The organism is Stenotrophomonas sp. 2619 (assembly GCF_040548725.1).
Lineage (GTDB): Bacteria > Pseudomonadota > Gammaproteobacteria > Xanthomonadales > Xanthomonadaceae > Stenotrophomonas > Stenotrophomonas maltophilia_AP.
This window is the reverse complement of record NZ_JBEPSF010000020.1, coordinates 1-24543: the sequence shown is the minus strand read 5'-3', so window position 1 is coordinate 24543 and position 24543 is coordinate 1. Positions and strand designations below refer to the sequence as shown.

Annotated in this window: 18 protein-coding genes; 7 read left to right on the top strand and 11 right to left on the bottom strand. The window is 66.4% G+C overall.

Annotation, left to right across the window (positions count from 1 at the left end; all coding sequences use genetic code 11):
* Positions 1-57: 57 nt before the first annotated feature.
* Positions 58-3141, bottom strand: a complete 3084-nt coding sequence (locus ABIA71_RS17850) for a hypothetical protein (RefSeq protein WP_354286982.1) — start codon at positions 3139-3141, stop codon at positions 58-60.
* Positions 3142-3381: 240 nt separating this feature from the next.
* Here ABIA71_RS17850 and coaBC point away from each other — a divergent pair, with 240 nt between their 5' ends.
* Genes coaBC through ABIA71_RS17835 form a run of 3 tightly spaced genes read left to right on the top strand, consistent with a single transcriptional unit; the run spans position 3382 to position 7466 of the window.
* The gene (coaBC, locus tag ABIA71_RS17845; protein WP_354286980.1) at positions 3382-4641 is read left to right on the top strand and encodes a bifunctional phosphopantothenoylcysteine decarboxylase/phosphopantothenate--cysteine ligase CoaBC; all 1260 of its coding nucleotides are present in this window, start codon (positions 3382-3384) and stop codon (positions 4639-4641) included.
* On the top strand, positions 4638-5111 hold the full coding sequence (gene dut, locus ABIA71_RS17840; RefSeq protein ID WP_128096038.1) for a dUTP diphosphatase: 474 nt from the start codon (positions 4638-4640) through the stop codon (positions 5109-5111). The genes coaBC and dut overlap by 4 nt, the downstream gene beginning before the upstream one ends.
* Positions 5112-5126: 15 nt before the next feature.
* Complete coding sequence (locus tag ABIA71_RS17835) at positions 5127-7466, top strand: phosphomannomutase/phosphoglucomutase (protein ID WP_354286978.1); 2340 nt, start codon at positions 5127-5129, stop codon at positions 7464-7466.
* Between the two features lie 79 nt (positions 7467-7545).
* On the opposite strand, the gene ABIA71_RS17830 is transcribed toward ABIA71_RS17835, so the two are convergent.
* The 8 genes from ABIA71_RS17830 to pyrE form a co-directional block, all read right to left on the bottom strand.
* Positions 7546-8265 (bottom strand): response regulator transcription factor, encoded by a 720-nt coding sequence (locus tag ABIA71_RS17830; protein ID WP_051598917.1) that lies wholly within the window; start codon positions 8263-8265, stop codon positions 7546-7548.
* Positions 8246-10906: an ATP-binding protein gene (locus tag ABIA71_RS17825; protein WP_354286976.1), complete on the bottom strand. Its 2661-nt coding sequence runs from the start codon at positions 10904-10906 to the stop codon at positions 8246-8248. The genes ABIA71_RS17830 and ABIA71_RS17825 overlap by 20 nt, the downstream gene beginning before the upstream one ends.
* 37 nt (positions 10907-10943) lie before the next feature.
* Positions 10944-11657, bottom strand: a complete 714-nt coding sequence (kdpC, locus tag ABIA71_RS17820; RefSeq protein WP_354286974.1) for a potassium-transporting ATPase subunit KdpC — start codon at positions 11655-11657, stop codon at positions 10944-10946.
* Complete coding sequence (kdpB, locus tag ABIA71_RS17815; protein ID WP_354286972.1) at positions 11654-13705, bottom strand: potassium-transporting ATPase subunit KdpB; 2052 nt, start codon at positions 13703-13705, stop codon at positions 11654-11656. Before kdpB ends, kdpC begins: the two co-directional genes overlap by 4 nt.
* Positions 13706-13716: 11 nt before the next feature.
* Positions 13717-15435 (bottom strand): potassium-transporting ATPase subunit KdpA, encoded by a 1719-nt coding sequence (kdpA, locus tag ABIA71_RS17810; protein WP_354286970.1) that lies wholly within the window; start codon positions 15433-15435, stop codon positions 13717-13719.
* Positions 15436-15447: 12 nt separating this feature from the next.
* Entirely contained in the window at positions 15448-15540 is a 93-nt protein-coding gene (locus ABIA71_RS17805; RefSeq protein ID WP_038690964.1) for a potassium-transporting ATPase subunit F, read from the bottom strand.
* A 438-nt stretch (positions 15541-15978) separates the two neighbouring features.
* Positions 15979-16641, bottom strand: a complete 663-nt coding sequence (locus ABIA71_RS17800; RefSeq protein WP_354286968.1) for a hypothetical protein — start codon at positions 16639-16641, stop codon at positions 15979-15981.
* 21 nt (positions 16642-16662) lie between these two features.
* Positions 16663-17322 (bottom strand): orotate phosphoribosyltransferase, encoded by a 660-nt coding sequence (pyrE, locus tag ABIA71_RS17795; protein WP_128096031.1) that lies wholly within the window; start codon positions 17320-17322, stop codon positions 16663-16665.
* 194 nt (positions 17323-17516) lie between these two features.
* Here pyrE and ABIA71_RS17790 point away from each other — a divergent pair, with 194 nt between their 5' ends.
* The 3 genes from ABIA71_RS17790 (at position 17517) to ABIA71_RS17780 (ending at position 19996) form a co-directional block, all read left to right on the top strand.
* Complete coding sequence (locus tag ABIA71_RS17790) at positions 17517-18317, top strand: exodeoxyribonuclease III (RefSeq protein ID WP_038690958.1); 801 nt, start codon at positions 17517-17519, stop codon at positions 18315-18317.
* Positions 18314-19684, top strand: coding sequence for an AmpG family muropeptide MFS transporter (locus ABIA71_RS17785; protein WP_354286965.1), 1371 nt, complete (start codon positions 18314-18316; stop codon positions 19682-19684). The genes ABIA71_RS17790 and ABIA71_RS17785 overlap by 4 nt, the downstream gene beginning before the upstream one ends.
* 84 nt (positions 19685-19768) lie before the next feature.
* Positions 19769-19996 carry a hypothetical protein gene (locus ABIA71_RS17780; RefSeq protein ID WP_038690954.1) on the top strand — a complete coding sequence of 76 codons (228 nt, stop codon included), beginning with the start codon at positions 19769-19771 and terminating at the stop codon, positions 19994-19996.
* Between the two features lie 131 nt (positions 19997-20127).
* On the opposite strand, the gene ABIA71_RS17775 is transcribed toward ABIA71_RS17780, so the two are convergent.
* Positions 20128-21255: an anhydro-N-acetylmuramic acid kinase gene (locus tag ABIA71_RS17775; RefSeq protein WP_354286963.1), complete on the bottom strand. Its 1128-nt coding sequence runs from the start codon at positions 21253-21255 to the stop codon at positions 20128-20130.
* A gap of 89 nt (positions 21256-21344) precedes the next feature.
* Positions 21345-22820: a M23 family metallopeptidase gene (locus ABIA71_RS17770; protein ID WP_354286961.1), complete on the bottom strand. Its 1476-nt coding sequence runs from the start codon at positions 22818-22820 to the stop codon at positions 21345-21347.
* Positions 22821-22988: 168 nt separating this feature from the next.
* Here ABIA71_RS17770 and tyrS point away from each other — a divergent pair, with 168 nt between their 5' ends.
* A complete protein-coding gene (gene tyrS, locus ABIA71_RS17765; RefSeq protein ID WP_354286960.1) occupies positions 22989-24200 on the top strand; it encodes a tyrosine--tRNA ligase in 1212 nt (403 codons plus the stop codon).
* The last annotated feature ends 343 nt before the right edge of the window (positions 24201-24543 follow it).

Below are 24543 nucleotides of genomic sequence, written 5' to 3'. Positions count from 1 at the left end.
GGTGTTCACGCCAATAGCCACGACTAGCACTCAACCTCAATGGATGGTCTGCGTACGTCACTCCTCCCAGTCAGGAGGAAGCGGGCGCCATACGCTGGGTAAGCCATCAGTAAGTCGCTCAAGCTCCCGTTTGGCGTCTGCGTACTTGCGAGCCATGAGTGCTTTGCGCAGTTTTCCAAATCGATCTGTGGCTTGCTTATCACCACCGTGGAATGCTTGGAGGCTAGCAATCGGAATATCCACATAGACGATATCGTCTACGTCGCGCTCTATTAGTCGACACAAGTCTCGTTCCCATCGCTCTGTCCTTGGTGCCCACGCGCGACAATCGGAATAATGTCCGTTATTAGAAATTGCGATAATTGCGTGAAGCTGGAAGCCGACCGATTGAATGAGGTGGTCATAGGATGCAGTGTCGGGATTCCACGCCGGACAAAGAACAACATCCGCACGCCCGAGTAAGTCCGCAGTAAGTCTGGCCTCAATGAGCTCGCTGCAAATTAATACCGAGAATGTTCCCCAGTTGGAGTGAATGACCGTTCGTGGCGGCGGGTTCCCCGCCGGTGGAGAAAACGACAGGGGTATGGGCATCTTAGATAGCGAACGTGCCTCCTCCCGGGCGGGCATTCGCTTTGTCCAAGGCCATGTCGCCACAGACATCAGTGGACCTGGGAGCACTGCGAAAGCTTGATTGGCAACTTGGTTAGTGGTTGGGGAGTGTAGATATTCCAAGCCCGTGACCAAGCCAAACCTCCCGAGCTTAACAACGTGATTGGAAACAGTTCTAAACCATTGTCGGGGGATTGATAGTTCAGGTAAAACCAACATCTCTGATGAGTTCTTCCGAGATGCTCGCTCCGCCTTCTCGAGAACATCTGCCAATCCACGCAATCGCGGCCAAGTTAAAGATGGTCTGCCTGCTGAACTTCCTGAGACTCTTGTGGCCGCCCCTTCCCACCATTCGTTTTTAACTACCAAGTTCCCAAGGATAATGCGAGGGTCGTTGTTGTGGTAGGAATCATCAATAGGTTTGGCTGCCTGTTTCCCTTCAATTGCAATAGTGTTCGTATCGAGAACTCGTCCAACCGGGTCGCCATAGCTGGTTCCACGGACTGCATTCACAACGTCTATTAGCTTTTCGAAGATTGAACTATCAAAGCCGTTATCCTCAACTTGGTATAGCCATCGATGAGCGACATCGAAGTAAGACGGCGGTCGAGTGCAGAGGAATAGGCGCGCAGCCGGCATGTTCCAAGCCGGATCGCCCAGTCTCCGGCAGCGTTCAATGAACTCATCAATTGAAGAGAGGCGTAAAGCTAATTCTGGATCACGTCGAAGTGATCGGCGTAGCTCGTTCATTCGCCCCTCGGAAGCGGCGCAAAGGAGTGATCCGTCTTCTTCGCGATCTCTAGTCCGAAGATCTGTCAGTGCCAGCAGCTCAGATCGCCTGCGAAGAGTTGTGGCTCCTATTTTATGAGTGCGTACGCGTACACCTCCAGGGAAGCTGCTATCAATTTCGTCAGCGTGCATGCCGATTGGGAGGCAGGCGCAAATCGCCTCGAGGCGTCGCTCATGAAGATAGTTTCGGAGCCATATCCAGGGTGATCTCCTAATGGGGTCGAGCCTCTGGTTTCGGTAATAGAGCGTTCCAGCAGATGCGCGCAAGGCTTCGGTTGTGCCCCAAACACGATCCAGTCGACTACGTAGGTCTATTGCCGAGACCCAGTCACCTGTGATTATTGCGAGCTTCAGTAGTCGTAACGCGACGTCTAAGTCATCAACCCAGTCATTCTCAGAGTCGAGTACTCGGACTACTCGCTCTAGACATTCCCTAACCATTTTCTTCGCCTCAGCATGATTAATCATGCTTGTCACTCGTTCAAGCGATCGGAGGCTTGTGGAGAGAGCGAAGTGCTCGAGGCGGGCACGGTCCGCTTCCCTAAGAACGCGCAGCGGTGATCCAGCGCCATTGTTCGCACGAATTAAATGAGCTACCCCGCCGCCGACTAGTGTTGAGGAGTCGATGAAGGCCCTGCGCTCACTCAATGCTCTCGCGAAGTCGGAGTCCACGGCTTTGACGAAATCCGCGCCTGGTTCTCCATGAAGATGGTGAACCTTAATCTTCCTCTGCTGAACCTGAAACTCTGACCCCCTGCGTCCAAGAATTTCAGCATTTAGGTGAAGTAGCTCGCTTTTGCTGGAAATAATTGGCAGGTAGTCAGAGATCACCTCCAGCGCAGTGGGTTCTCCCTTCGCCTCAATTACGATGACTAAGTCGTCAACGTAACGCGCGTAGCATGCAACCTCTGGGCGCGAGCTTACAAATCTATCCAAGGTAGCAAGTGACACATTGGCAAGCACTCTACTAGTGAGTGCGCCAATTGGTATTCCAATATGTACCGGGACTGTTAACCGCTTCGAGGCAATAGCCCTGAATCGATCATAAGAAGAAAGAAGGGACGAGGTGGCATGCTTAAATCTCTTCGTCGCCCTTGTACTCGCGCCATTCTCCCTGAGCTCCCTTAGAAAGGTTTTCTCCAAAAGAAAGGATGGTTCAACGGTATCGTAGAAACTAGCAAGGTCGGCGCTAATTATGACGGCATCCGAGTCATTGGCCAGAATTCGTGCTGCTGCTGCTAGCGGGGCTGATCTAAATTCTTGGTAGCGCTTAGGCCAGTACTCGAAGAGCCATCGTCGATGCTTTGATATTTCATTATTCTTTACATCTAATCTGTAGCCAACTACATCTTCGGATAATAATGATTCAAGAAGTTCGCCAAACTCCCAAAGATAGAGAACCTCAGTAATTGCATAATCAGGATGGGGGGATAGGCGAACCTGAACATCTACTGATCTCGCTGCTTGATCTTGCTTCGGAGAGCCGATTCGAATTACGTCTTCACCTTCCGCAGGCGGATCGCGAAAGCGCTTAGGTACTATCCAAACTTCACCAACTTCCAGTTGGTCAAACCAAGCCCCATTCGCTAACTTTTTCCGCAAACTTTTCAGATTTTCGTAAAGATTTTGTTCGTATTCTGCAATTTCGCGAAGTCCTACGCCCCGCTTCTCAAAGAACAGCGATGACTTGGCCTGACGAAATGCCAGATACAGTTCCGAAATTTTGGGTGCATGCTCTGGCATCCTTGTTCCTCGTAGCTCTTCCGCGGATTTGAAAGTGACAGTGTAGGAGCGGCCAACAGCGATCCCTGCTTTGACCGATCTTAGGCTGGCCAGCTCAAGTACAACAAGTCGGGCCATCGGTGAAGGGCGAGTTTGAGTCGCCCCTCATGACCAAAAACACCCCCCTCATGCCCCTGAGGCATGAGCCCCCCACACCCCATCAGGTAAGCTAAACGCCTCAGTTCGACAGGAAATTCGCAGGTGGCTGACTCCCCCCAGGCTTCTCCGGCGTCCGCGCGCCCGCTGCAAGGCCAGAAGCTGTTGTTGTGCGTAGGGGGCGGCATTGCCGCCTACAAGTCGCTGGAACTGGTGCGTCGCCTGCGCGATGCCGGGGCCCAGGTGCAGGTCGCCATGACCGCCGGGGCCCAGCAGTTCGTCACCCCGCTGAGCTTCCAGGCCCTGTCCGGCCAGCCCACTCGCACCACCTTGTGGGACAGCGCCGCCGAGCAGGCCATGGGCCATATCGAGCTGGCCCGCTGGGCCGATCGCATCGTGGTGGCCCCGGCCACCGCCGATCTGCTGGCCCGGCTGGCCCACGGCAATGCCGATGACCTGGTCACCACGCTGTGCCTGGCTACCACCGCGCCGCTCACCGTGTGCCCGGCCATGAACCACCGCATGTGGCAGCACCCGGCCACGCAGGCCAACATCGCCCTGCTGCGCCAGCGCGGCGCGCAGGTGATCGGGCCCGAAGACGGCCCGCTGGCCGAAGGCGAATCCGGCCCGGGCCGGCTGACCGAACCCAATGCGATTGTTGCGGCACTGGCCGCGCTGCAGGCGCCGGCCGGTGCTGAAGCCGCGCCCGAGCAGCAGCTGAAGGGCCTGCGCGTGGTCATCAGTGCCGGCCCCACCTACGAAGACCTGGACCCGGTGCGCTACGTGGGCAACCGCAGCAGCGGCAAGATGGGCTATGCGCTGGCCGCCGCCGCCGTGCGCCAAGGCGCGCAGGTGGTGCTGGTGAGTGGCCCGGTGCAGCTGCCCACCCCGACCGGGGTGCAGCGGGTGGATGTGCGCTCGGCCGCGCAGATGCGCGAAGCGGTGCTGGGCGCGCTGCCCGCCGACATCTATATAGGCGCGGCCGCGGTGTCCGATTACACCCCGCGCCAGGTGGCCCCGCAGAAATTGAAGAAGACCGCCGGCACCCAGACCCTCACGCTGGAGCTGGTGCGCACGCCGGACATCCTGGCCGAGGTGGCCGCGCAGACCAACGCGCTGAAGCTGGTGGTCGGCTTTGCCGCCGAAACCCACGATGTGGAGAAGTACGCGCGCGGCAAGTTGGTGGACAAGCGCCTGGACCTGGTGATTGCCAACCAGGTGGGCATTGCCACCGGCGGTTTCGAAAGTGATGAAAACGCGGCCACGGCCTACTGGCAGGGCGGCGAACAGGTGTTCCCCGGTACCTCCAAGGCGCTGCTGGCCGAACAACTGTTGTCCCTGATTGCCCAGAGGTTGCACGCATGAGCGTTGATTCCACCCTTCAGCCGTTGCAGGTAAAGCTGCTCGACCCGCGCTTCGGCGATACCTGGCCGCTGCCGGCCTACGCCACCGAGCACAGCGCCGGGCTGGACCTGCGCGCGGCGCTGGAAACCGAGCTCACCCTGCAGCCGGGCGATACGGCGCTGATTCCCAGCGGTATCGCCATCCACATTGCCGACCCGAACCTGGCCGCCGTGGTGCTGCCGCGCTCGGGGCTGGGCCATCGCCACGGCATCGTGCTGGGCAACGGCACCGGGCTGATCGACGCCGATTACCAGGGCCCGCTGCTGATCAGCGCGTGGAACCGTGGCCGCGAGGCCTTCACGCTGCAGCCGGGCGACCGCATCGCGCAGCTGGTTGTGCTGCCCATCGCACGCGTGGGCCTGCAGGTAGTAGATACTTTCACCGACAGCGCCAGGGGAACGGGTGGATTCGGCCATACCGGGGTGCGCTGACCAGGGGGAAGTTCCATGAGCAAGGCGAAGGCGGAAGGGCAACCGAAGCTGGCAAGCAAGCGCACCGGGCCACTGGTGGTGGTCGCGCTGGTGCTGCTGGCCGCATGGTTTGGCTGGAGTGCGGTGCGGCAGTGGCGGCAGGCCTCGGTGGGCACGGAGCTGGAACAGTCGCGTGACCAGATCGTGGGCGGGGTGCAGACGGCCTTGAACGGCCAGCTGGACCAGCTGCGCAAGCTGATGAAAAGCGAGCGCGTGGCCACGGCGCTGGGCAACGGCGATGGCGAAGCCACGGCCGTGGCCATCCGCGAAGGCTGGCCGGGTACCGAAGAGGTGCAGGTCATCCCCGCCAGCCTGGACGCGGCCTATGCCGACCCGAAGGCCTTCGGCTATTCGCGCCTGGCGCTGCTGGAAGCGGCCAACGCCCAGAACGCGGTGGTGGCACGCGTGGTGCGCGATGCCGGGGGCCAGCGCCTTGGCCTGGCGGTGCCGGTGGTACTGGGCACGCAGGGGCCGGCGCTGGTGTACGTGCGCCAGCCGCTGCTGCGGCTGACTGCCACCTTCGACCAGGTGCGCGTGCCGGGCGCGGGCTACGTGGCCCTGCGCCAGGGCAACCACAATGTGATTGAACAGGGCAACGCGGGCCTGGCCGACGGTGCCGAGGCATTGGCGCGCCCGATCGGCAAGAGCGGGCTACGCCTGGCCGCGGCCGTGCCGGATATCGAGCCGGGCCCGCTGGGCCTGGGCGCCATTTCCAGTGCGGTGGTGGCGGTGCTGCTGCTGGCCATCGCCGGCATGCTGCAGTTCGGCAAGGGCAAGGTGGCGCTGCCGCGCCGTCGTGCGTCGAAAGACGCCACCGAAGAAGAAGGCCTCACCCTGCGCGAAAGCCTGGAGCAGGCACCGCTGGCGGTGGTGCCTGCCATGGCCGAAGGCGGTCCGCCGCCGGTGCCGGGCGTAGCGGGGCAGGAGGTACCGGCCGGTATCTTCCGCGCCTACGACATCCGCGGCGTGGTGGGGCGTGAGCTTACCCCGCAGGTGGCGGCGCTGATCGGCCAGGCCATCGGCTCGGTGCTGCAGGTGCAGGGTCTGCGCGAGATCGTCGTGGGCCGCGATGGTCGCCTGTCCGGCCCGGAACTCAGTGCCGGGCTCATCGAGGGCCTGCGCCGCGCCGGCTGCGATGTCATCGACATCGGCCTGGCGCCCACCCCGGTGGTGTACTTCGCCAGTTACCACCTGCGCGCGGGCAGCTGCGTGGCCGTTACCGGCAGCCACAACCCGCCGGACTACAACGGCTTCAAGATCGTGGTGGGCGGTGAAACCCTGTCGGGCGATGCCATCACCGAACTGTTCCAGCGCATCCGCGACGGCCAGCTGCATGTGGCGGCCGAGCCGGGCAGTCTGAAGCAGCGCGAGGTCAACGCCGATTACATCCAGCGTATCGCCGACGACGTGCAGCTGGACCGCCCGCTCAAGGTGGTGGCCGATGCCGGCAACGGCGTGGCCGGCGAACTGGCCCAGCCGCTGCTGGAAGCCATCGGCGCGGAGGTCATTCCGCTGTACTGCGATGTGGATGGCACCTTCCCCAACCACCACCCGGACCCGAGCGACCCGCACAACCTGGAAGACCTGATCCAGACGGTGAAGCGCTTCGACGCGGACATCGGCCTGGCCTTCGACGGCGACGGCGACCGCCTGGGCGTGGTCACCCGCGAAGGCAAGATCATCTATGCCGACCGGCTGCTGATGCTGTTCGCCGCCGACGTGCTGATGCGCAACCCGGGCGCGCTGGTCATCTACGACGTGAAGTGCAGCGGCAAGCTGTCCGACTACGTGCTGCGCAATGGCGGCAGCCCGCTGATGTGGAAGACCGGGCATTCGCTGATGAAGGCGAAGATGCGCGAAACCGATGCCGAGCTGGCCGGTGAGATGAGCGGGCACTTCTTCTTCAAGGAGCGCTGGTTCGGGTTCGACGATGGCCTGTATGCGGCCGCGCGGTTGCTGGAGATCCTGGCCCAGCGCGAGGAGACGCCGTCGGAGGTGCTGGACGAATTGCCCGACAGCGTGTCCACGCCGGAGCTGAAGGTGCCGGTGGAATCGGGCACCCCGCACGCGCTGGTGTCGTTGTTCGTATCGGCCGCGCAGGTGGAGGAGTCGCCGTTCGCGGGCGCCCGCCTGTCCACCATCGACGGCCTGCGCGCCGATTTCCCCGATGGCTGGGGACTGCTGCGCGCGTCCAACACCACGCCGGTGCTGGTGCTGCGCTTCGAGGCCGACGATGAAGCGGCGCTGGAACGCATCAAGACGCTGTTCCGCGACCAGCTGCAGCCGTTGCTGCCGGGTGTGGACCTCGGGTTCTGAGGAATGTAGGTACCGGCCAACCGCCGGTACCTACCGTCTCGCCATCGGGTAAGCCACGACCGTGGGTCGCGGTGCCTCCTCACCCCTTGAACCGCAATCCCACGCCCGGTTCGGTGAACACGTACCGCGAATCCAACGCGGAATCGCCCAGCTTGTGCCGCAACTTGCCCACCAGGATCCGCAGGTAATGCGTGTCTTCCTGATGCGTTGGCCCCCAGATTTCCTGCAGGATCTGCGGCTGGGTCACCACCCGCCCGGCGTTGCGCAACAACAACGACAACAACGCATATTCCTTGCGCGTCAGCGCCACCGGCGCGCCGTCCAGGTGCACCTCGCGGCGCACCAGGTCGATGTGCAGGTGCCCGTCATCGAACTGCGGCAACACGCCATCGGCCGACACCGTGCGCGAGCGCAGCAACGCCCGCACCCGCGCCATCAGCTCCTGGGTGCCGAACGGCTTGGTCACATAGTCGTTGGCGCCGTTGTCCAGCGCCCGCACCTTCTCGGTTTCACCGGCGCGCACGGTCAGCATGATCACCGGCACCTGGCTCCACTGGCGCAGTTCGGCCAGTACCTCGTGGCCTTCCATGTCCGGCAGGCCGATATCCAGGATCACCAGGTCCGCGCCCTCGCTTACCAGCGCTTCCAGCCCGGCCTGGCCGGTGGCGGCCTGCACCACGCGGTAGCCCTGCGCGCGCAGGCTGATATCGAGGAAGCGCCGGATCTGCGCTTCATCGTCAATCACCAGCACGCGCGCCGGGGGCGCACCTTGGGGCAGGTCAGGGGTCGTCGTGGTCATCGGCAGGGTGGGGTTGCAGCAGGGGCAGCGTAATGCGGATCAGGGTACCGCGTCCGTCGCGGCCCGGCAGCGCCTGCACGCTACCGCCATGGGCGCCGATCATGCCCTGGCAGATGGTCAGCCCCAGCCCGGTGCCATGCCGGCCGCGGTCGCCACGCTCCACGCTGTAGAACATGTCGAAGATGCGCGCGCGCTCGTCGTCGGGAATGCCGGGGCCGGCGTCCAGCACGTCGATGCGCAGTTCGCCCTCCACCAGCCGCGCCTGCACCTCCACCGCCGCGCCCGGCGGGGAGAACTTGGCCGCGTTCTCCATCACGTTGAACACGGCCTGTTCCACCAGCGCCGGGTGCACCCAGATCGGCGCCAGCGTGGCCGGAATGTCCAGCTTCAGCTGCACCTCCGGCTGGTAGCGCTGCAAGCGGCGCGCGGCCGAGCCCACCAGCTCGTCCACGCCGATCCAGTCGCGGTTGATCTGCAGGCCCTCGTGGCCCAGCCGGGTCATGTCCAGCAGGTTCTGGATGTAGCGGTCCAGCCGCTCGCCTTCCACCAGGATGGTGTCCAGCAGGGCGCGGCGGTCCTGCGCGTCCATCGCGTCGGCATAGCTGGAGAGGCTGTCGGCCGAGCCGATCATCGCCGCCAGCGGCGAGCGCAGGTCGTGCGACACCGACGACAGCAGCGCCGAGCGCAGCCGCTCGGTCTCGTTGCTCACATGCGCCTTTTCCAGGTCGGCCACCAGCTGGGTGCGCAGCGCGGCCTGGGCAATGTCATCCACCATCGCCTCGGCCAGCTGGCGCTGCTCGGGGGTAAGCCGCGGCGCGGTGCGGGCGAAGCGCATGCCGGCCACGCCGATGGCGCGGTCATCGCCATCCAGCAGCGGCAGGAACCACCACTCCGCACCGGCCAGGGTGTCGGTGAAGCGACCACTGGGCTGGCCGTGGCGGCGCGCCCAGTCGGCGGCGGCCAGGTCGGTGTCGCCCGGCGCGGCACTGCCGCTGGTGCTGGTGTCCTGGCCGATGCGCAGCCACGCCGGGGCGTCCATTGCCTGCTCCAGCGCCTCGCGCCCGGCCTGGGCCACCTCTTCGTTGCTGGCCGCGCGGGTCAGCTGCCGGCCCAGTGCCTGGCGCGCGTTGGCATGCCGGTTGGCCGCGCGCAACGCCAGCACCTGCATGCGCAACCGCGACGCCAGCCGCCCGGCCACCAGCGCGGCGGCCAGGAACAGGAACACGGTAATCACGCCCTGGCGTGCGCTGATGGCAAAGGTGAAGCGCGGGGCGATGAAGAAGAAGTTGTAGGCCAGGAAACACAACGCCGCGGCAATCACCGCCGCACTGGTGCGGCTGCGCGCGGCCACCATCACCACCGCCACGATGAACACCATCGACAGGTCGTACAGCCCCACCCAACGCTCGGCCACCAGCGCCACCAGGCAGGCAATCGCGGTGGCGCCCAACGCCAGCAGGGTGTCCTGGCCGGTGCTGCGGCTGGGCACGCTCAACCCGGTGCGCCGCGCCCGTGCCCGTGCCTGCGGGGTGCCGATGATGGTGATCTCGTAGTGCGCGCCACGCTGGATCAGCTGCTGGGTGAGCGTGCGGTTGAGCATGCGCGCGAACGGGCGCTCGCGGGTGCGGCCCAGCACCAGGGTCGACACGCTGTTGTGTGCGGCATGGTCCAGCAGCGCATCGGCAATGCTGGACCCGTGCAGCAGCTCGGCCTCGCCGCCGAGGCGGCGGGCGAGGGCGAACGCCGCGTCGATCTCGCGAAGGGTGGCCTCGTCGTTGCGCCGGCCCTGCACGGTTACGACCGTCCATGGTGCATCGCGACGCTCGGCAATGCGCCGGCCCACGCGCACCAGGTACTCGCTCTGGCCCCCGCCATCGATGGCCACCAATACGCGGCGGCGCAGTGGCAGGTTGCCCTCGCCACGCGCGGCGCGGGTCTCGCGCAGGCTGCTGTCCACGCGGTCGGCCGCTTCCTGCATGGCCAGTTCGCGCAGTGCGGTCAGGTTGGCCGGCGAGAAGAACGCCTGCAGTGCCTGCGCGGCCTGCTCGGGCACGTACACCTTGCCCTGCTGCAGGCGCTCGATCAGTTCGCGCGGCGGAATGTCCACCAGCACGATGTCGTGCAGGCGGTCCAGCACCGCATCGGGCACGGTTTCGCTCACGCGCACGCCGGTGATGCGCATCACCACATCGTTGAGGCTTTCCAGGTGCTGGATGTTGACCGTGGTCCACACATCGATGCCGGCTTCCAGCAGTTCCATCACGTCCTGCCAGCGCCGCTCGTGGCGGCTGCCGGGTACGTTGCGGTGGGCCAGTTCGTCCACCAGCACCAGCGCCGGGTGGCGCGCCAGCACGGCGTCCAGGTCCATCTCGCCCAGCACATGCTGCTGGTAGTCGCGGTGCACCAGCGGCACCTGCGGCAGGCCCTCCAGCAGCGCCGAGGTCTCGGCGCGGCCGTGGGTTTCCACCAGTCCCACCACCACGTCCACGCCGCGACGCAGCTGTTCGTGCGCGCGGCTGAGCATGCTGAAGGTCTTGCCCACGCCGGGGGCGGCACCGAGGAACACGGTGAGTTTGCCGCCGGCTTCGCGTTGCAGGCGTTCAACCAGGGCATCGGCCTGGCGGGTGCGGGGGTCGCTCATGGGTGGCGATTGTGCGCCCCGGACGGTACGCAGCGCATCAAGGCATCCCGTGGAGCGGGGCCTTGCCCGGCTGCCCGACCTGCGCATCCAACGCCAGGTTCAAGGTCATCACGTTCACGCGTGGCTGCCCGAACACGCCCCATTGCGGACCCTGCGTATTCGCTTTCACCAGCGCCGCCACCTGTTCAACCGGCAGCCCGCGGCTGCGGGCCACGCGCGCCATCTGCACCTGCGCCGCCGCCGGCGACAGCTCCGGGTCCATGCCTGCGCCCGATTGGGTCACCAGGTCGCCGGGCACCTGCGCCGGCGCTATCCCTTCGCGCGCGGCCACTGCGGCGATGCTGGCCTGCACGCGTTCCTGCAGGGCCGGGTTGCTGCGCGCCAGGTTGCTGCCGGCCGCCGCCATCGGGTCGTAGCTGGCCGCCGAAGGACGCGCCTGGAAGTAGCCGTCGCCGGTGAACGGCTGGGCGATCAGCTGCGAGCCGCGCACCTGGCCGTCGCGGATGAGCAGGCTGCCATCGGCCTGCGCCGGGAACAGCAGCCGGCTGGCACCGGTGGCGGCCACGGCGTACGCCAGGCCGAGCAGCAGCAGGCTGACCAGGCCCAGCATCAGCGCCGGACGCCACGCGCCGTGCTGCTGCAGGGTAGCCGCATCCACGGCGCGGGCGCGCGCGGTGCGGGGCAGGGTAGCCGCATCCACGGCGCGGGCGCGCGCGGTGCGGGGCAGGGAGGTTGCAAGTGAGCGGTTCATGCGCCGAATACCGAGACAAGGAAGAGGTCGATCAACTTGATGGCCGCGAACGGCAGCAGCACGCCGCCCAGGCCGTACACCAGCATGTTCCGGCGCAGCAGCGCGGTGGCCGTGGCCGGGCGGAACCGCACCCCGCGCAGTGCCAGCGGAATCAACGCCGGAATCACCAGCGCGTTGAAGATCAGCGCCGCCAGCACCGCGTTGCGCGGGCTGGACAGGTGCATCACGTTCAACGCCGCCATCGCCGGCAGGGTGGAGGCGAACAGCGCCGGCAGAATCGCGAAGTACTTGGACACATCGTTGGCCAGCGAGAAGGTGGTCAGCGCACCGCGCGTGATCAGCTGCTGCTTGCCCACTTCCACCACCGCCAACAGCTTGGCCGGGTCCGAATCCAGGTCGACCATGTTGCCGGCCTCCTTGGCGGCCTGCGTGCCGGAGTTCATCGCCAGGCCGATGTCGGCCTGGGCCAGCGCCGGGGCGTCGTTGGTACCGTCGCCCACCATCGCCACCAGCCGCCCACCGGCCTGTTCGGCACGGATGCGGGCCAGTTTGTCTTCCGGGCGCGCCTCGGCGATGTAGTCGTCCACGCCGGCTTCGGCGGCAATGGCGGCCGCGGTGAGCGGGTTGTCGCCGGTGATCATCACCGTGCGGATACCCATGGCCCGCAGCTGCGCGAACTTCTCGCGCATGCCGTGCTTGACCACGTCCGACAGCTCGATCACGCCCAGCACGTGCCGGCCTTCGCACACCACCAGCGGGGTGGCACCGTTGCGCGCCACCTGTTCCACGCGGCCCGGCAGCTCGGCCGGCACCGTGCCACCCAGCTCACGCACATAGGCGGTGATCGCATCGGAGGCACCCTTGCGGATGCGGCGGCCGCCGTCCAGGTCCACGCCGGACATGCGGGTCTGCGCGGTGAACGCCAGGTAGTCCGCACGGTCCGGTTCGGCGGTGGTGCAGCCCTGCTCGCGCGCCAGGCGCACGATGGATTTGCCTTCCGGGGTCGGGTCGGCCAGCGACGACAACAGCGCCGCTTCGCGCAGCTGCGTGGCGTCGATCCCGGCCAGCGCATGGAAGTGGGTGGCCTGGCGGTCGCCGTGGGTGATGGTGCCGGTCTTGTCCAGCAGCAGCACGTCCACGTCGCCAGCCACTTCCACCGCCTTGCCGGATTTGGCCAGCACGTTGGCGGCCAGCGCCCGGTTCATGCCGGCAATGCCGATGGCCGGCAGCAGCCCGCCGATGGTGGTGGGAATCAGGCACACCAGCAGCGCGATCAGCAGCAGCGGATCGACCTTGACGCCGACGAAGGCGCCAATGGCCGGCAGCGTGGCCACCACGATCAGGAAGGTGAGCGTCATCGCCGCCAGCAGCAGGGTCAGCGCGACTTCGTTGGGCGTCTTCTGCCGGTTGGCGCCTTCCACCAACGCGATCATGCGGTCCAGGAAGCTGTGGCCCGGCTCGGCGGTGACCCGCACGATGATCTGGTCCGACAGCACCTTGGTGCCGCCGATCACGCCGCTGCGGTCGGTCCCCGCCTCGCGCAGCACCGGCGCCGATTCACCGGTCACCGCCGCTTCGTTGATGGTGGCCAGGCCCTGCACGATCTCGCCGTCGGCCGGAATCAGCTCGCCGGCACTGACGATCACGTGGTCGCCCGGGCGCAGCTCCGCTGCCGGGACCTGGGTTTCGCTGGCGCCGGCGTGCGCGGCCGCCAGCCGACGCGCGCTGAGGTCCTGGCGGGCCCGCCGCAGCGACGCCGCCTGGCCCCGGCCGCGCGCTTCGGCCACGGCCTCGGCGAAGTTGCCGAACAACACGGTCAGCAGCAGGATCGCGGTGACCGCCAGGCCGAAGCCCAGCGGTGCGTTGCCGCTCAGGGTCACCACCAGGCTGACCACGGTGCCGGCCATCACCACCGCCATCACCGGGCTGTGCAGCAGGTGCCGGGGCGACAGTTTGATCACCGCATCGCGCAGGGCGCGGCGCCAGCCGGCCGCGTCGAGCAGGCGCTGGCGGCGGTGGGAAGAAACGTTCAAGGGATAGGTACTCATGGGCTCACGTCTCAGTGCAGGGTCAGCGACAGGTGGTCGGCCACCGGGCCCAACACCAGCGCCGGCATGAACTGCAATACGGTCAGGATGACGATCAGCGCGATCAGGGTCAGCGCGAAGGTCGGGGTTTCAATCTGCAGCGTGCCGGCCGATTCCGGGGCGCGCCGCTTGGCGGCCAGCTGCGCGGCCACGATCAGCGGAATCACCAGCACCGGGTAGCGGCCCAGCAGCAGCACCAGCGTGCAGCTCAGGTTCCACCACGGGGTGGCATCGCCCAGGCCTTCGAAGCCCGAGCCGTTGTTGGCGAACGCCGACACATACTCATAGAACACCTGGCTGATGCCGTGGAAGCCGGGGTTGGAGGTGCCGGTGATCGACGGAATGGCCAGCGTGATCGCGGTGAAGCCCAGGATGGTGATCGGCTGCAGCAGCACCAGCAGGGCCAGCAGGCGCACCTGCGGGGTTTCCAGTTTGCGGCCGAGCAGTTCGGGGGTACGCCCGGTCATCAGGCCGGCCAGGAACACGCCCAGCAGCAGGTACACGATGAACTGCTGCAGGCCGCAGCCAATGCCGCCCCAGATCGCGTTGACCAGCATGTTCACCATCGGCACCGCACCGGCCAGCGGGCTCAGCGAGTCATGCATGCCGTTGACCGAGCCGTTGGACACCTGGGTGGTGATGGCCGCCCACAAGCTGGTGTCGTCCGCGCCGAAACGCACTTCCTTGCCTTCCATCAGCAGCGGGCTGGCCGCGGTGGCCGAATGCCCTTCTAGCCACACCGTGGCCGCCACCGACACGCTGGACATCGCCAGCATGCAGCCGAACACCAGCCCGGCCAGGCGCTTGCGCCCGGTGAACGCGCCCAGCATGAAGATCACCGCGATGGGAATCAGCAGGATGCCGATCAGTTCCAGCGCGTTCGACAGCGGGGTGGGGTTCTCCAGCGGCATCGAGCTGTTGGGGCCATACCAGCCACCGCCGTTGGTGCCCAGCTGCTTGGCCGCCACCATCGCCGCCACCGGACCCAGCGGCAGTTTCTGCGTGTCCATGCCGGCCGCGGCATCGATCGGCGTGGCCTGCGGGCCAGCGGCCAGCGTCGAGGGCACGCCCTGGCTGGTCAGCAGCACCGCCCACAGCAGGCACAGCGGCAGCATGAAGCGCACGCACGCGCGCACCACGTCGGCGTAGTAGTTGCCCACGTCCACGCGGCGGTCGGCGCTGAGCTGCGCGGCCTGCTGCGCGTCCACGTCGTCCGGGCGCGCACCGAACAGCGCACGCAGGGTGGCCAACACCAGCGCCAGGCCCATCATCGGCGTCACTACCTGCAGGCCGGTGATCGCGGTCATCTGCGAGAAGTACGACAGCTGCGCCTGGCCCGAATAGTGCTGCTGGTTGGTGTTGGTCAGGAACGACACCATGGTGTGCAGCGCGGTGTCCCAGCGCATGTTGGGAATCTGGTCGGGGTTGAACGGCAGCCAGGCCTGGGTCATGAAGACGGCCTGCACCAGCACCGCGATCACCACGTTGCTCAACAGGAACGCGCCCACATAGCCGCGCCACGACATGCCACGCGCCGGGTTCACCCCCAGCAGCCAGTACAGCGGTTTTTCAACCAGCCCGAACAGCGCATCGCCGCGCATCGGCGCACCGCGCATCACCCGGGCCAGGTACAGCCCAAGCGGAAAGGCCAGCACGATGCTGGCCAGCAGGATCAACAGGATCTCGGTCATGGTCGTCTCCGATCAGAACGCTTCGGGCCGAAGCACGACATACAGCAGGTAGGCGGCGGCAACGAGCACAAGCACGCCGCACAGCAGGGAAAGCCAGGCAGACATGGCAGTGGCCTCAGGCGCAGGAAAGAAGGGCGGCGGTGCAGGGCGCACCGGCGGCAGGGGAAACAGGCAGAAACAGGCTCATGGGACGTCCAGGTGGAACCACTCCACGTCAGGCGCCCATCGTGTTCCCCACCGGCGTAAACGCTCCACGCCGCAACCGGCCCCGCCGCGTAAAAAGTGCATAAAACCTGCGCAGGCACCCCCATCGCGCCACCCGCACACCGCCCGTAGCACCGGGCTCTGCCCGGCTGCCGCAACGCATCCCCTGCTCCGGATCTACGGCAGCGGGGCAGAGCCCCGCTCTACGCCGGTGGGTCGCCCACGCCACGCCGCTGGGGCGCCTACGCCACGCCGGTGGGGCGCCCACGCCCGGTACCCACCCTCCGCCCACAAAAAAGGCGGCCCAAGGCCGCCTTCATTCCCTCCGCACCCGCGCGTTTACCCGCGCGGATCGGTGCTCACACCCTTCAACAACCGGTACCGCTGCAGCGTCTCCTCGATCTCCACATCCAGCGCACGGCGCTGCTGCTCGAACGAGTTCTGCATGCGCAGCTGCGCCACCAGCTCGGTGTGCCGCTGGCGAATGCTCGCCGCGTGCTTCTCGATCACCGGCTGCCCGGCCAGTTCGCGATCACCGGCCGTGCCCAGCAGGCTCACCAGTGCGTCGCGCAGGCTGGCCACGTTGTATCGCGCGGTCTGCACGTTGTTGTCGATGATGCCCGTGCGCTCCACGAATACGCGGCGCAGGTCATTCTCGTTTTCATACGTGGACAGCATCGCCTGCTCGGTGCGCTGGCGGGTCTCCTCGGCGGCCAGGTCAAGCTGGCGCTGTGCGGCGGCAACGGCCGCATCAGCGCGCTCTTCCTCGGTCAGGGTGCGCTCCACCTCGCCGCGGCGCAGGCCACTGGTGGCGCTGAACTCCTCGCGTGCGTTGTTGATCGCCTCCTGCGGCAGCGTATCGCTGCAGATGCGCTCGGACCCCTTGTTCCAGCAATACAGCTTCTTCGCCTTCGCCTCGCCCTTGCCGCTCTGCGCGTGCAGGGGCACCGTGGCGACGGCCAGCAACAGGCCGATGGCGGTGATCGAAACAATCCTGGACATGGTGGTCAGAGCCCCCTGCTCTCAACGCGTAGGACGGGTGCCGTAGCGGGACCGGTAGTCCTCCAGCGGCTGCCGGTACCCCACAAGTTCCGGATTTCCGGAGGCAAAATCAAGCAGGTCGGCCAGCGTGGCCACGGCCACCACCGGAATGCCGGCTTCCTCGGCCACGGACTGGGCCGCCGAACGGCGGTCGGTTTCCGAGGCGATCTCCTGGCGGTCCAGCGCCACCACGATCCCGGCCGGGGTGCCACCGGCGTCCTTGATGATGCCCAGGGCCTCGCGGATGGCGGTGCCGGCGGTGATCACGTCGTCCACGATCAGCACGCGCTTGCCATTCATGTCCGCGCCAATCAGGTTGCCACCTTCACCGTGGGCCTTGGCTTCCTTGCGGTTGAACGACAGCGGCAGGTCGCGGCCGCGCTGGGCGAACTCGCAGGCGGTCGCGGTGGCCAGCGGGATGCCCTTGTAGGCCGGGCCGAACACCACGTCGAACTTCAGCCCGGTGGCCTCCACTGCGTCGGCGTAGCAGGCGGCCAGCTGGACCATGCGCGCGCCCGAATCGAAGCGGCCGGCATTGAAGAAATAGGGGCTCAGGCGGCCCGACTTGAGGGTGAACTGGCCGAAACGCAGGGCATCGGCGGTCAGGGCCAGTTGCAGGAAACGGTGGCGATGGTCGCTCATCAGGACTCTATTCAATTCATTTGGACCGCAAATCCTAATGCATGGGCGCGTTTTTCGCCCTCCGGGGCCCCGCGGCGCGGGGTCGCAGCCGGGACAGGGGGGCCCGCCAGCACACAGTGCCGCCGCATTCCGGCACGCCGCGGCAGGGTCTTCCCGGTATGCTTTCCCGGTTACCGTTTCAGACCTGGACCCGCATGCGCATCATCAGCTTCAACGCCAACGGCATCCGTTCGGCCGCCACCAAGGGCTTCCTCGACTGGTTCCGCGCCCAGGACGCCGACGTGCTCTGCATCCAGGAGACCAAGGCCCAGGAAGACCAGCTGACCGACCCGATGTTCCGCCCGGACGGCCACCACTGCTTCTACCGCGACGCCATCACCAAGAAGGGCTACAGCGGCGTGGCCATCTACAGCAAGCGCGAGCCCGACCAGGTCATCACCTCGCTGGGCTGGGCCCCGTTCGACGACGAAGGCCGCTACATCGAGGCCCGCTACGGCAACCTCAGCGTGGTCTCCTTCTATATCCCGTCGGGCAGCTCGGGCGACCTGCGCCAGGGCTTCAAGTACGAAGTGATGGAGTGGCTGCGCCCGATCCTGGCGGAGTGGCTGGCCAGCGGCCGCGACTACGTGCTCTGCGGCGACTGGAACATCGTGCGCTCGGCGCTGGACATCAAGAACTGGAAGTCCAACCAGAAGAACTCCGGCTGCCTGCCGCCCGAGCGCGACTGGCTCAACGGCCAATGCGTGGACACCGACCAGGCGCTGGATATCGCCGCCGGCCAGGGCTGGACCGACGCCTACCGCCTGCTGCACCCGCAGGGCGAGGACTACACCTGGTGGAGCAACCGCGGCGCGGCCCGGGCCAACAACGTCGGGTGGCGCATCGACTACCAGTTCGTCAGCCCCGGCCTGCGCGACCGCCTGCGCGCCTGCTCGATCTACCGCGATGAGCGCTTCTCCGACCATGCCCCGTTCACGGTGGACTACGCCCCATGAGTGAAGCGGTCGCCAAGCCGCGCCGCCCCTGGCAACGGGTGCTGGCCAATCTGCGCCAGCGCAAGGTGCTGGCCATGCTGCTGCTGGGCTTCAGTTCCGGCCTGCCGATCTACCTGGTCGGCAACACGCTCGGCTTCTGGATGCGCAAGGAAGGCATCGAGCTCACCACCATCGGCTTCCTGTCGTGGGTGGGCCTGGCCTACTCGATGAAGTTCCTGTGGGCACCCTTGGTGGACAAGGTCAATGCGCCGCTGCTGGGGCGCTTCGGCCGCCGCCGTGGCTGGATGCTGCTGTCCCAGCTGGTGGTGGCCGTGGCGCTGGTGGGTATGGCGCTGGTCCAGCCCAAGGGCGGCCACTTCGTCTTCCTTGGCATCGCCTGGGAACACCTGGTGGTGTTCGGGATCATGGCCACCGTGGTGGCATTCGCGTCTGCCACCCAGGACATCGTCATCGATGCCTGGCGCATCGAGATCGCCGACAACAGTGAACAGCTCGGTCTGCTGACCTCCTCGGCGGCGCTGGGCTATCGCACCGCGTTGCTGGTGACCGATGCGCTGATCCTGCTGATCGCCGCCCGGGTGGGCTGGCAGATCTCCTACGAAATCATGGCCGGGCTGATGGCGCTGGGCGTGGTGGCCGTGGTGATGGCCAAAGAGCCGGCGCGCGCGCAGCTGGCGGTGCAGACCCAGGCCGCCGCGCTGTGGACGCCGCGCGGCCTGTTCGACGCACTGGTTGGCCCGTTCGTGGCCTTCCTGCGCGAACACCGCAGTGGCGCGATCCTGATCCTGCTGGCCATCAGCATCTACCGCATGGCCGATTTCATCATGGGCCCGATGGCCAACCCGTTCTACGTCGACCTCGGGCTGGCCGAGGAAACCGTGGGCGCGGTGCGCGGCTCGGTCGGGCTGGTGGCCACCTTCATCGGCATTGCCGCTGCCGGCCTGGTGTCGGTGCGCTGGGGCGTACTGGCCACCTTGCTGGTCGGCGCGGTGCTGGGCCCGGCGTCGAACCTCGCCTTTGCGTGGCTGGCCTATGTCGGCCCGGACCCGACCAGCTTCGCCATCGCCATGGCCATCGACAACATCTCCGGTGGGTTCGCCGGCACGGCGTTGATCGCCTACATGTCCAGCCTGACCAGCATCGGCTACACCGCCACCCAGTACGCCTTGCTGAGTTCGTTCTACGCAATGCCGGGCAAGGCGTTGAAAGGCCTCTCGGGGTGGGCGGTGCAGTCGCTGGCCCAGGGCCGCACCCTGCTGGAGGGATATGCGCTGTTCTTCACCGGCACCGCGCTGATCGGCATCCCGGTGGTCATCCTGTGCGCGTTGTTGATCCGCCAGCAGCGCAAACGCGCCGCGGCCGCCTGACCCTCGCAGTTGCCCGGCGCCCCCCGCTGCGCCATGATCGACCCCGTTGTGCCGTGGGGGCGGTGCTTGCCAACGGGGAGAACAATGGTCGATCTGCTGCTGCGGGATCTGGACCCGCTGTTGAACGAACGCATCCGGCGCGTGGCCGTCGCACGCGGCTGGACCCGCGAATACACCTGTGTGGTGCTGCTGGAGCAGGGCCTGTTCACCAGTGAACTGGAGGTCCGCAGCGGCTTCCAGAGCCCGGAAGTAGACGCCCTGGCCGACGCCATCGCCGCCTTGCAGGCCCTGCCAGACGCACAGGGCGTGTAGCGCCGGGCTCTGCCCGGCAGTTCCCGCGCCAAGGTTCATGATTGCCGGGCAGAGCCCGGCGCTACGATCCGGTCCGCGATTGCCGGGCAGAGCCCGGCGCTACGAACCATCCCCATTGCCGGGCGTTGGCGTTACGCCAGATGGATCGCTCCCAGGATCCGCGGCCCACGTGCCCCACTCACGCTCGGCAGGTTTCCCGGCAACCCGTCCAAGGTGCGCTGCGCCAACCACGCAAACCCCATCGCCTCCAGGTAATCCGGGTCCAGTCCGTGCACCGCGCTCGACTCGATCACCACCCCCGGCAGCCGCGCCGCCAGCCGCCGCAGCAACTGCGGATTGCGCACCCCGCCGCCGCACACCAGCACCCGCTTGGCGCCCGGCAGGTGCGCCAGCAGCGCGTCGGCCACGGTCGCGGCGGTCAGCTCCAGCAGCGTGGCCTGCACATCGGCCGCCGCGTGCTGGCCCTCGGCCATCGCCGCCTCCGCCCACGCCAGGTGGAACTGCTCGCGCCCGGTGCTCTTCGGCGGCGGCAGCGCGAACCACGGCTCGGCCAGCCACTGCGCCAGCAATGCCTCATCCACCTGCCCACTGGCCGCAAACGCGCCATCGGCATCGAACGGCACCCCGCGATGGCGCTGGCACCACGCATCCATCAGCGCATTGGCCGGGCCGGTATCAAAGCCGCGCGGTACGCCGTCGCGCGGAATCAGGGTCAGGTTGGCAATGCCGCCCAGGTTGAGGATCGCCCGGTCTTCCTCGGCGGTGCCGAGCATGGCCAGGTGGAAGGCCGGCATCAGCGGCGCGCCATGTCCCCCGGCGGCCACGTCGCGACGGCGGAAATCGCCCACGGTGGTGATACCGGTGGCTTCGGCAATCCGATTGGCATCGCCCAGCTGCATCGTGAAGGCCGGGTCGGCCAGCGGCCGGTGGCGCACGGTCTGCCCGTGCGAGCCGATCGCCCGCACCTGCGCCCGGTCCACGCCGCTGCGTTCCAGCAGGGCATTGGCCGCGGCGGCGAAGGTGATCCCGATCTGCGCATCGATCCGCCCCAGCGTATCCAGCGATTCGACAGCGCCGCCTTCGCCGAGCGCAATCAGTTCCGCGCGCAGCGCCGGGTCCCACGCATGGGTGTGGCCGGCCACGAACCGGCAGCCGCCCGCCTCGGGAAACTGCACCAGCGCGGCATCGATGCCATCGGCGCTGGTGCCGGACATCAGGCCCAGGTAGAGCGGGGTTTGCGGGTCAACGACAGCGGTCATGGCGGCACAGTCAAAACGGGGTGCGCCCAGCTTCCGCGCAACCCGTTGCCGCCGTCAATGCGCGCGTGTCCGCTTGCTGTACCGGGCGATCAGCCGCGGCTGCGCTTGGTCGGCTTGGCCACGCTGGCGGTCTGCGTCTGGGCCGGGGCGTCGGCCGGGGCGGCCTGCGGCGCCGGGCTGGCGTCGGCGTAGATCAGCTTTTCCATGCCCTGGATGCGGGCCAGCGCCGGTGCGGTCTGCGCACGGAAGGCTACCAGCTCGGCACCCTTCAGCGGCTCCGGCGGCGGCATCGTCACCGACAGCGGGTTGCGGTGCTCGCCGTTGACGCGGAATTCGTAGTGCAGGTGCGGGCCGGTCGCCATGCCGGTCGAGCCCACATAGCCGATCACCGTGCCCTGGGCCACGCGCTGCCCGGTCTTGATCGCCCCGAAGCGCGACATGTGCCCGTACAGGGTGGTGTGGCCGCGGCCATGGTCCAGGATCACCACGTTGCCGTAGCCACGCTGGGTGCCGGCGAACTGCACGCGGGCGTCGCCGGCGGCCATGATCGGGGTGCCGGTACGCGCGGCGTAGTCCACGCCCTTGTGCATGCGCATCTTGCCCAGCACCGGGTGCTTGCGCGCGCCGAAGCTGGAGCTCAGCCGCGCGAACGGGATCGGCATGCGGATGAAGCTCTTCTTCAGCGGCCGCCCGCTCACGTCGAAGTACTCCGACTTGCCGTTGCGGTCGAAGCGGAAGCCGCTGTAGGTCTTGCCGCCCGAGGTGAAGGTGGCCGCCAGGATCTTGCTGGTGTCCACCTTCTCGCCTTCGCGCCAGGTCTCATCCAGCACCACGCTGAAGCGGTCGCCCGGCTGCAGGTCCTTGGAGAAGTCGATGTCGTACTTGAAGATCTCGTCGGTCATGGTCGCAATCGCCGACGGCGACAGCCCGGCCTTGCGCGCGGCCGCATACAGTGAACTGGTGATTTCCCCGCTGGCCACGATGCGGCGGGTGGACGACTCGCGCTTGATCACCTTCTCGGCAATCTTGCCGTCGGCCAGCGACAGCTCGACCCGGTTGTCGGCATCGCGATCGAAGCGGATGGTGCGCAGGTCGCCGGACAGCGGCAGGTCGAAGGCGATCTCCGCGCCGGGGCGCAGCTTGGTCAGCGCCTCACGCGCGCCCGGGTGCTCCAGCACCTGGTGCATCACCGTGGCCGGGATGCCGGCCTCGTCGAACAGATTGCTCAGGGTCTGGCCGCGCTGCACCCGCAGCACCTGCCAGCTGTCGCCCGGTACCTGCTTCTGGCGCTCCAGCGACAGCGGCGGCAACGGCAGGGCCAGCGTGGAGTGGCCGACCGAGTAGGGCGATTCAATGGTGTGCGAGAAGCCCGGCACGATCGTGGCCACCAGGGCGCCGATGGTGGCGAACAGGCTGGCGTGCATCCAGTGCCGGCGCGTCCAGCGCTGGTTGAAGGCCGCGGGAAGATGCTGTTTGAGCTTCCGATGCAGGGCGGTGTCGTGGAGGACGTGGAGACGTTCCTTGAAGCGCGTCTTGCGCGCGCGGCCTTGATCGGAATTGAGCATCGTCGGTCTGTTCCTGGCTGGCCCGGGAGCGCGGGCCCAAACGTCGGTAACATAGACAGGTATAAATACCGCGTCAAACCCTTGTGCCTATTGGCTTTTGTGAAGCGCTTGCGGTTAACTAGTACTTAACGTCATTCATATAAATAAGGCATTGCCGGGAGCTGTCACGTGTCATCGATTGAAGAAGCCATCGCCCTGATCGGTCGCGGTGCCGACGAAGTCCTCAAGCCCGAGGAGCTGCGTCAGCGCCTGGAAAGCGGCCGCCCGCTGCGGATCAAGGCCGGTTTCGACCCCACCGCGCCGGACCTCCACCTGGGCCACACCGTGCTGCTGAACAAGCTGCGCCAGTTCCAGGACCTCGGCCACCAGGTCATCTTCCTGATCGGCGACTTCACCGGCATGATCGGCGACCCGTCGGGCAAGAACGTCACCCGCAAGCCGCTCAGCAAGGACGACGTGCTGGCCAACGCACGCACCTATGAAGACCAGGTCTTCAAGGTGCTCGACCGCGACAAGACCGAAGTGCGCTTCAATTCGGAGTGGTTCGGCACGATGGGCGCGGCCGACATGATCCGCCTGGCCGGGCAGCACACCGTGGCACGCATGCTGGAACGCGATGACTTCGCCAAGCGCTATGCCGCCCAGCAGTCCATCGCCCTGCACGAGTTCCTGTACCCGCTGGTGCAGGGCTACGACTCGGTGGCGCTGGAGGCGGACGTCGAGCTCGGCGGCACCGACCAGAAGTTCAACCTGCTGATGGGCCGCGGCCTGCAGGAGCACTACGGCCAGAAGCCGCAGATCGTGCTGACCATGCCGCTGCTGGAAGGCCTGGACGGCGTGGCCAAGATGTCCAAGTCGCTCAACAACTATATTGGTATCAGCGAACCGGCCATCGACATCGTCACCAAGACCATGAAGATCGGCGATGACCTGATGTGGCGCTGGATCGAGCTGCTCTCCTTTGATATCAGCCAGGCTGAAGCGCTCAGCCTGCGCCAGCAGGTGGAGGCCGGCGGCTTGAACCCGCGTGAGGTCAAGCTGCGCCTGGCCCGTGAGCTCACCACCCGCTTCCATGATGCCGCCGCGGCCGAACAGGCCATCGCCGGCTGGAATGCGGCCGTAACCGGGCAGGGCGATGTGACCCTGTTGCCGCTGCAGCAAGTGGTGATCCCGGCCGAAGGCCTGCGGATTGGCGCGCTGCTCACCGCTGCCGGGCTCACCCCGAGCAACTCCGAAGCCTCCCGCAAGCTCAAAGAGCGTGCGGTGAAGGTGGATGGCGAGGTCGTGGACGACGCCCAGCAGGTGTTCGTGCCCGGTTTTGAAGGCCTGGTGCAGGTGGGCAAGCGCAACTTCGCGCGCGTCCTGTTGGTCTCGGCCTAAGTGGCACAAGGGGTTCGGGCAGTTCCGGACCCCTATAGGATGAATGGGAGGGCGGCGACGTGAAAAAAGTCGTCCCACCCCCTTCACAAACGAGGTGGAAAGGGACATACTTTCCCTCCCCCGACGCAGGGGTCGCCGCAAGGCGGCAACCGTGGAAGGAACCGGACGCCAACCACTTCGAAAGAAGGTGTTGACGGAAACGAAAAGCCTGACATAATAGGCGGCTCGCAACGACGAAAGCCTCTCGGGGCAAACGACGAAGCGGCATCGGCAACAACGTTTCGCTTCGGTGAAACGGCCTTGAAAAAAGGTGTTGACGAAGCAGATAAGCCGGTCTACAATG

Bases quoted from the DNA above. Each gene is read 5' to 3' on its own strand.
- ABIA71_RS17790 (WP_038690958.1), top strand. From the start codon at position 17,517: ATGCGCATCATCAGCTTCAACGCCAACGGCATCCGTTCGGCCGCCACC.
- ABIA71_RS17825 (WP_354286976.1), bottom strand. From the start codon at position 10,906: ATGAGCGACCCCCGCACCCGCCAGGCCGATGCCCTGGTTGAACGCCTG.
- dut (WP_128096038.1), top strand. From the start codon at position 4,638: ATGAGCGTTGATTCCACCCTTCAGCCGTTGCAGGTAAAGCTGCTCGAC.
- kdpB (WP_354286972.1), bottom strand. From the start codon at position 13,705: ATGAGTACCTATCCCTTGAACGTTTCTTCCCACCGCCGCCAGCGCCTG.
- ABIA71_RS17770 (WP_354286961.1), bottom strand. From the start codon at position 22,820: ATGCTCAATTCCGATCAAGGCCGCGCGCGCAAGACGCGCTTCAAGGAA.
- ABIA71_RS17780 (WP_038690954.1), top strand. From the start codon at position 19,769: ATGGTCGATCTGCTGCTGCGGGATCTGGACCCGCTGTTGAACGAACGC.
- ABIA71_RS17805 (WP_038690964.1), bottom strand. From the start codon at position 15,540: ATGTCTGCCTGGCTTTCCCTGCTGTGCGGCGTGCTTGTGCTCGTTGCC.
- ABIA71_RS17785 (WP_354286965.1), top strand. From the start codon at position 18,314: ATGAGTGAAGCGGTCGCCAAGCCGCGCCGCCCCTGGCAACGGGTGCTG.
- kdpA (WP_354286970.1), bottom strand. From the start codon at position 15,435: ATGACCGAGATCCTGTTGATCCTGCTGGCCAGCATCGTGCTGGCCTTT.
- kdpC (WP_354286974.1), bottom strand. From the start codon at position 11,657: ATGAACCGCTCACTTGCAACCTCCCTGCCCCGCACCGCGCGCGCCCGC.
- ABIA71_RS17775 (WP_354286963.1), bottom strand. From the start codon at position 21,255: ATGACCGCTGTCGTTGACCCGCAAACCCCGCTCTACCTGGGCCTGATG.
- pyrE (WP_128096031.1), bottom strand. From the start codon at position 17,322: ATGAGCGACCATCGCCACCGTTTCCTGCAACTGGCCCTGACCGCCGAT.
- ABIA71_RS17830 (WP_051598917.1), bottom strand. From the start codon at position 8,265: ATGACCACGACGACCCCTGACCTGCCCCAAGGTGCGCCCCCGGCGCGC.
- ABIA71_RS17800 (WP_354286968.1), bottom strand. From the start codon at position 16,641: ATGTCCAGGATTGTTTCGATCACCGCCATCGGCCTGTTGCTGGCCGTC.
- ABIA71_RS17835 (WP_354286978.1), top strand. From the start codon at position 5,127: ATGAGCAAGGCGAAGGCGGAAGGGCAACCGAAGCTGGCAAGCAAGCGC.
- ABIA71_RS17850 (WP_354286982.1), bottom strand. From the start codon at position 3,141: ATGCCAGAGCATGCACCCAAAATTTCGGAACTGTATCTGGCATTTCGT.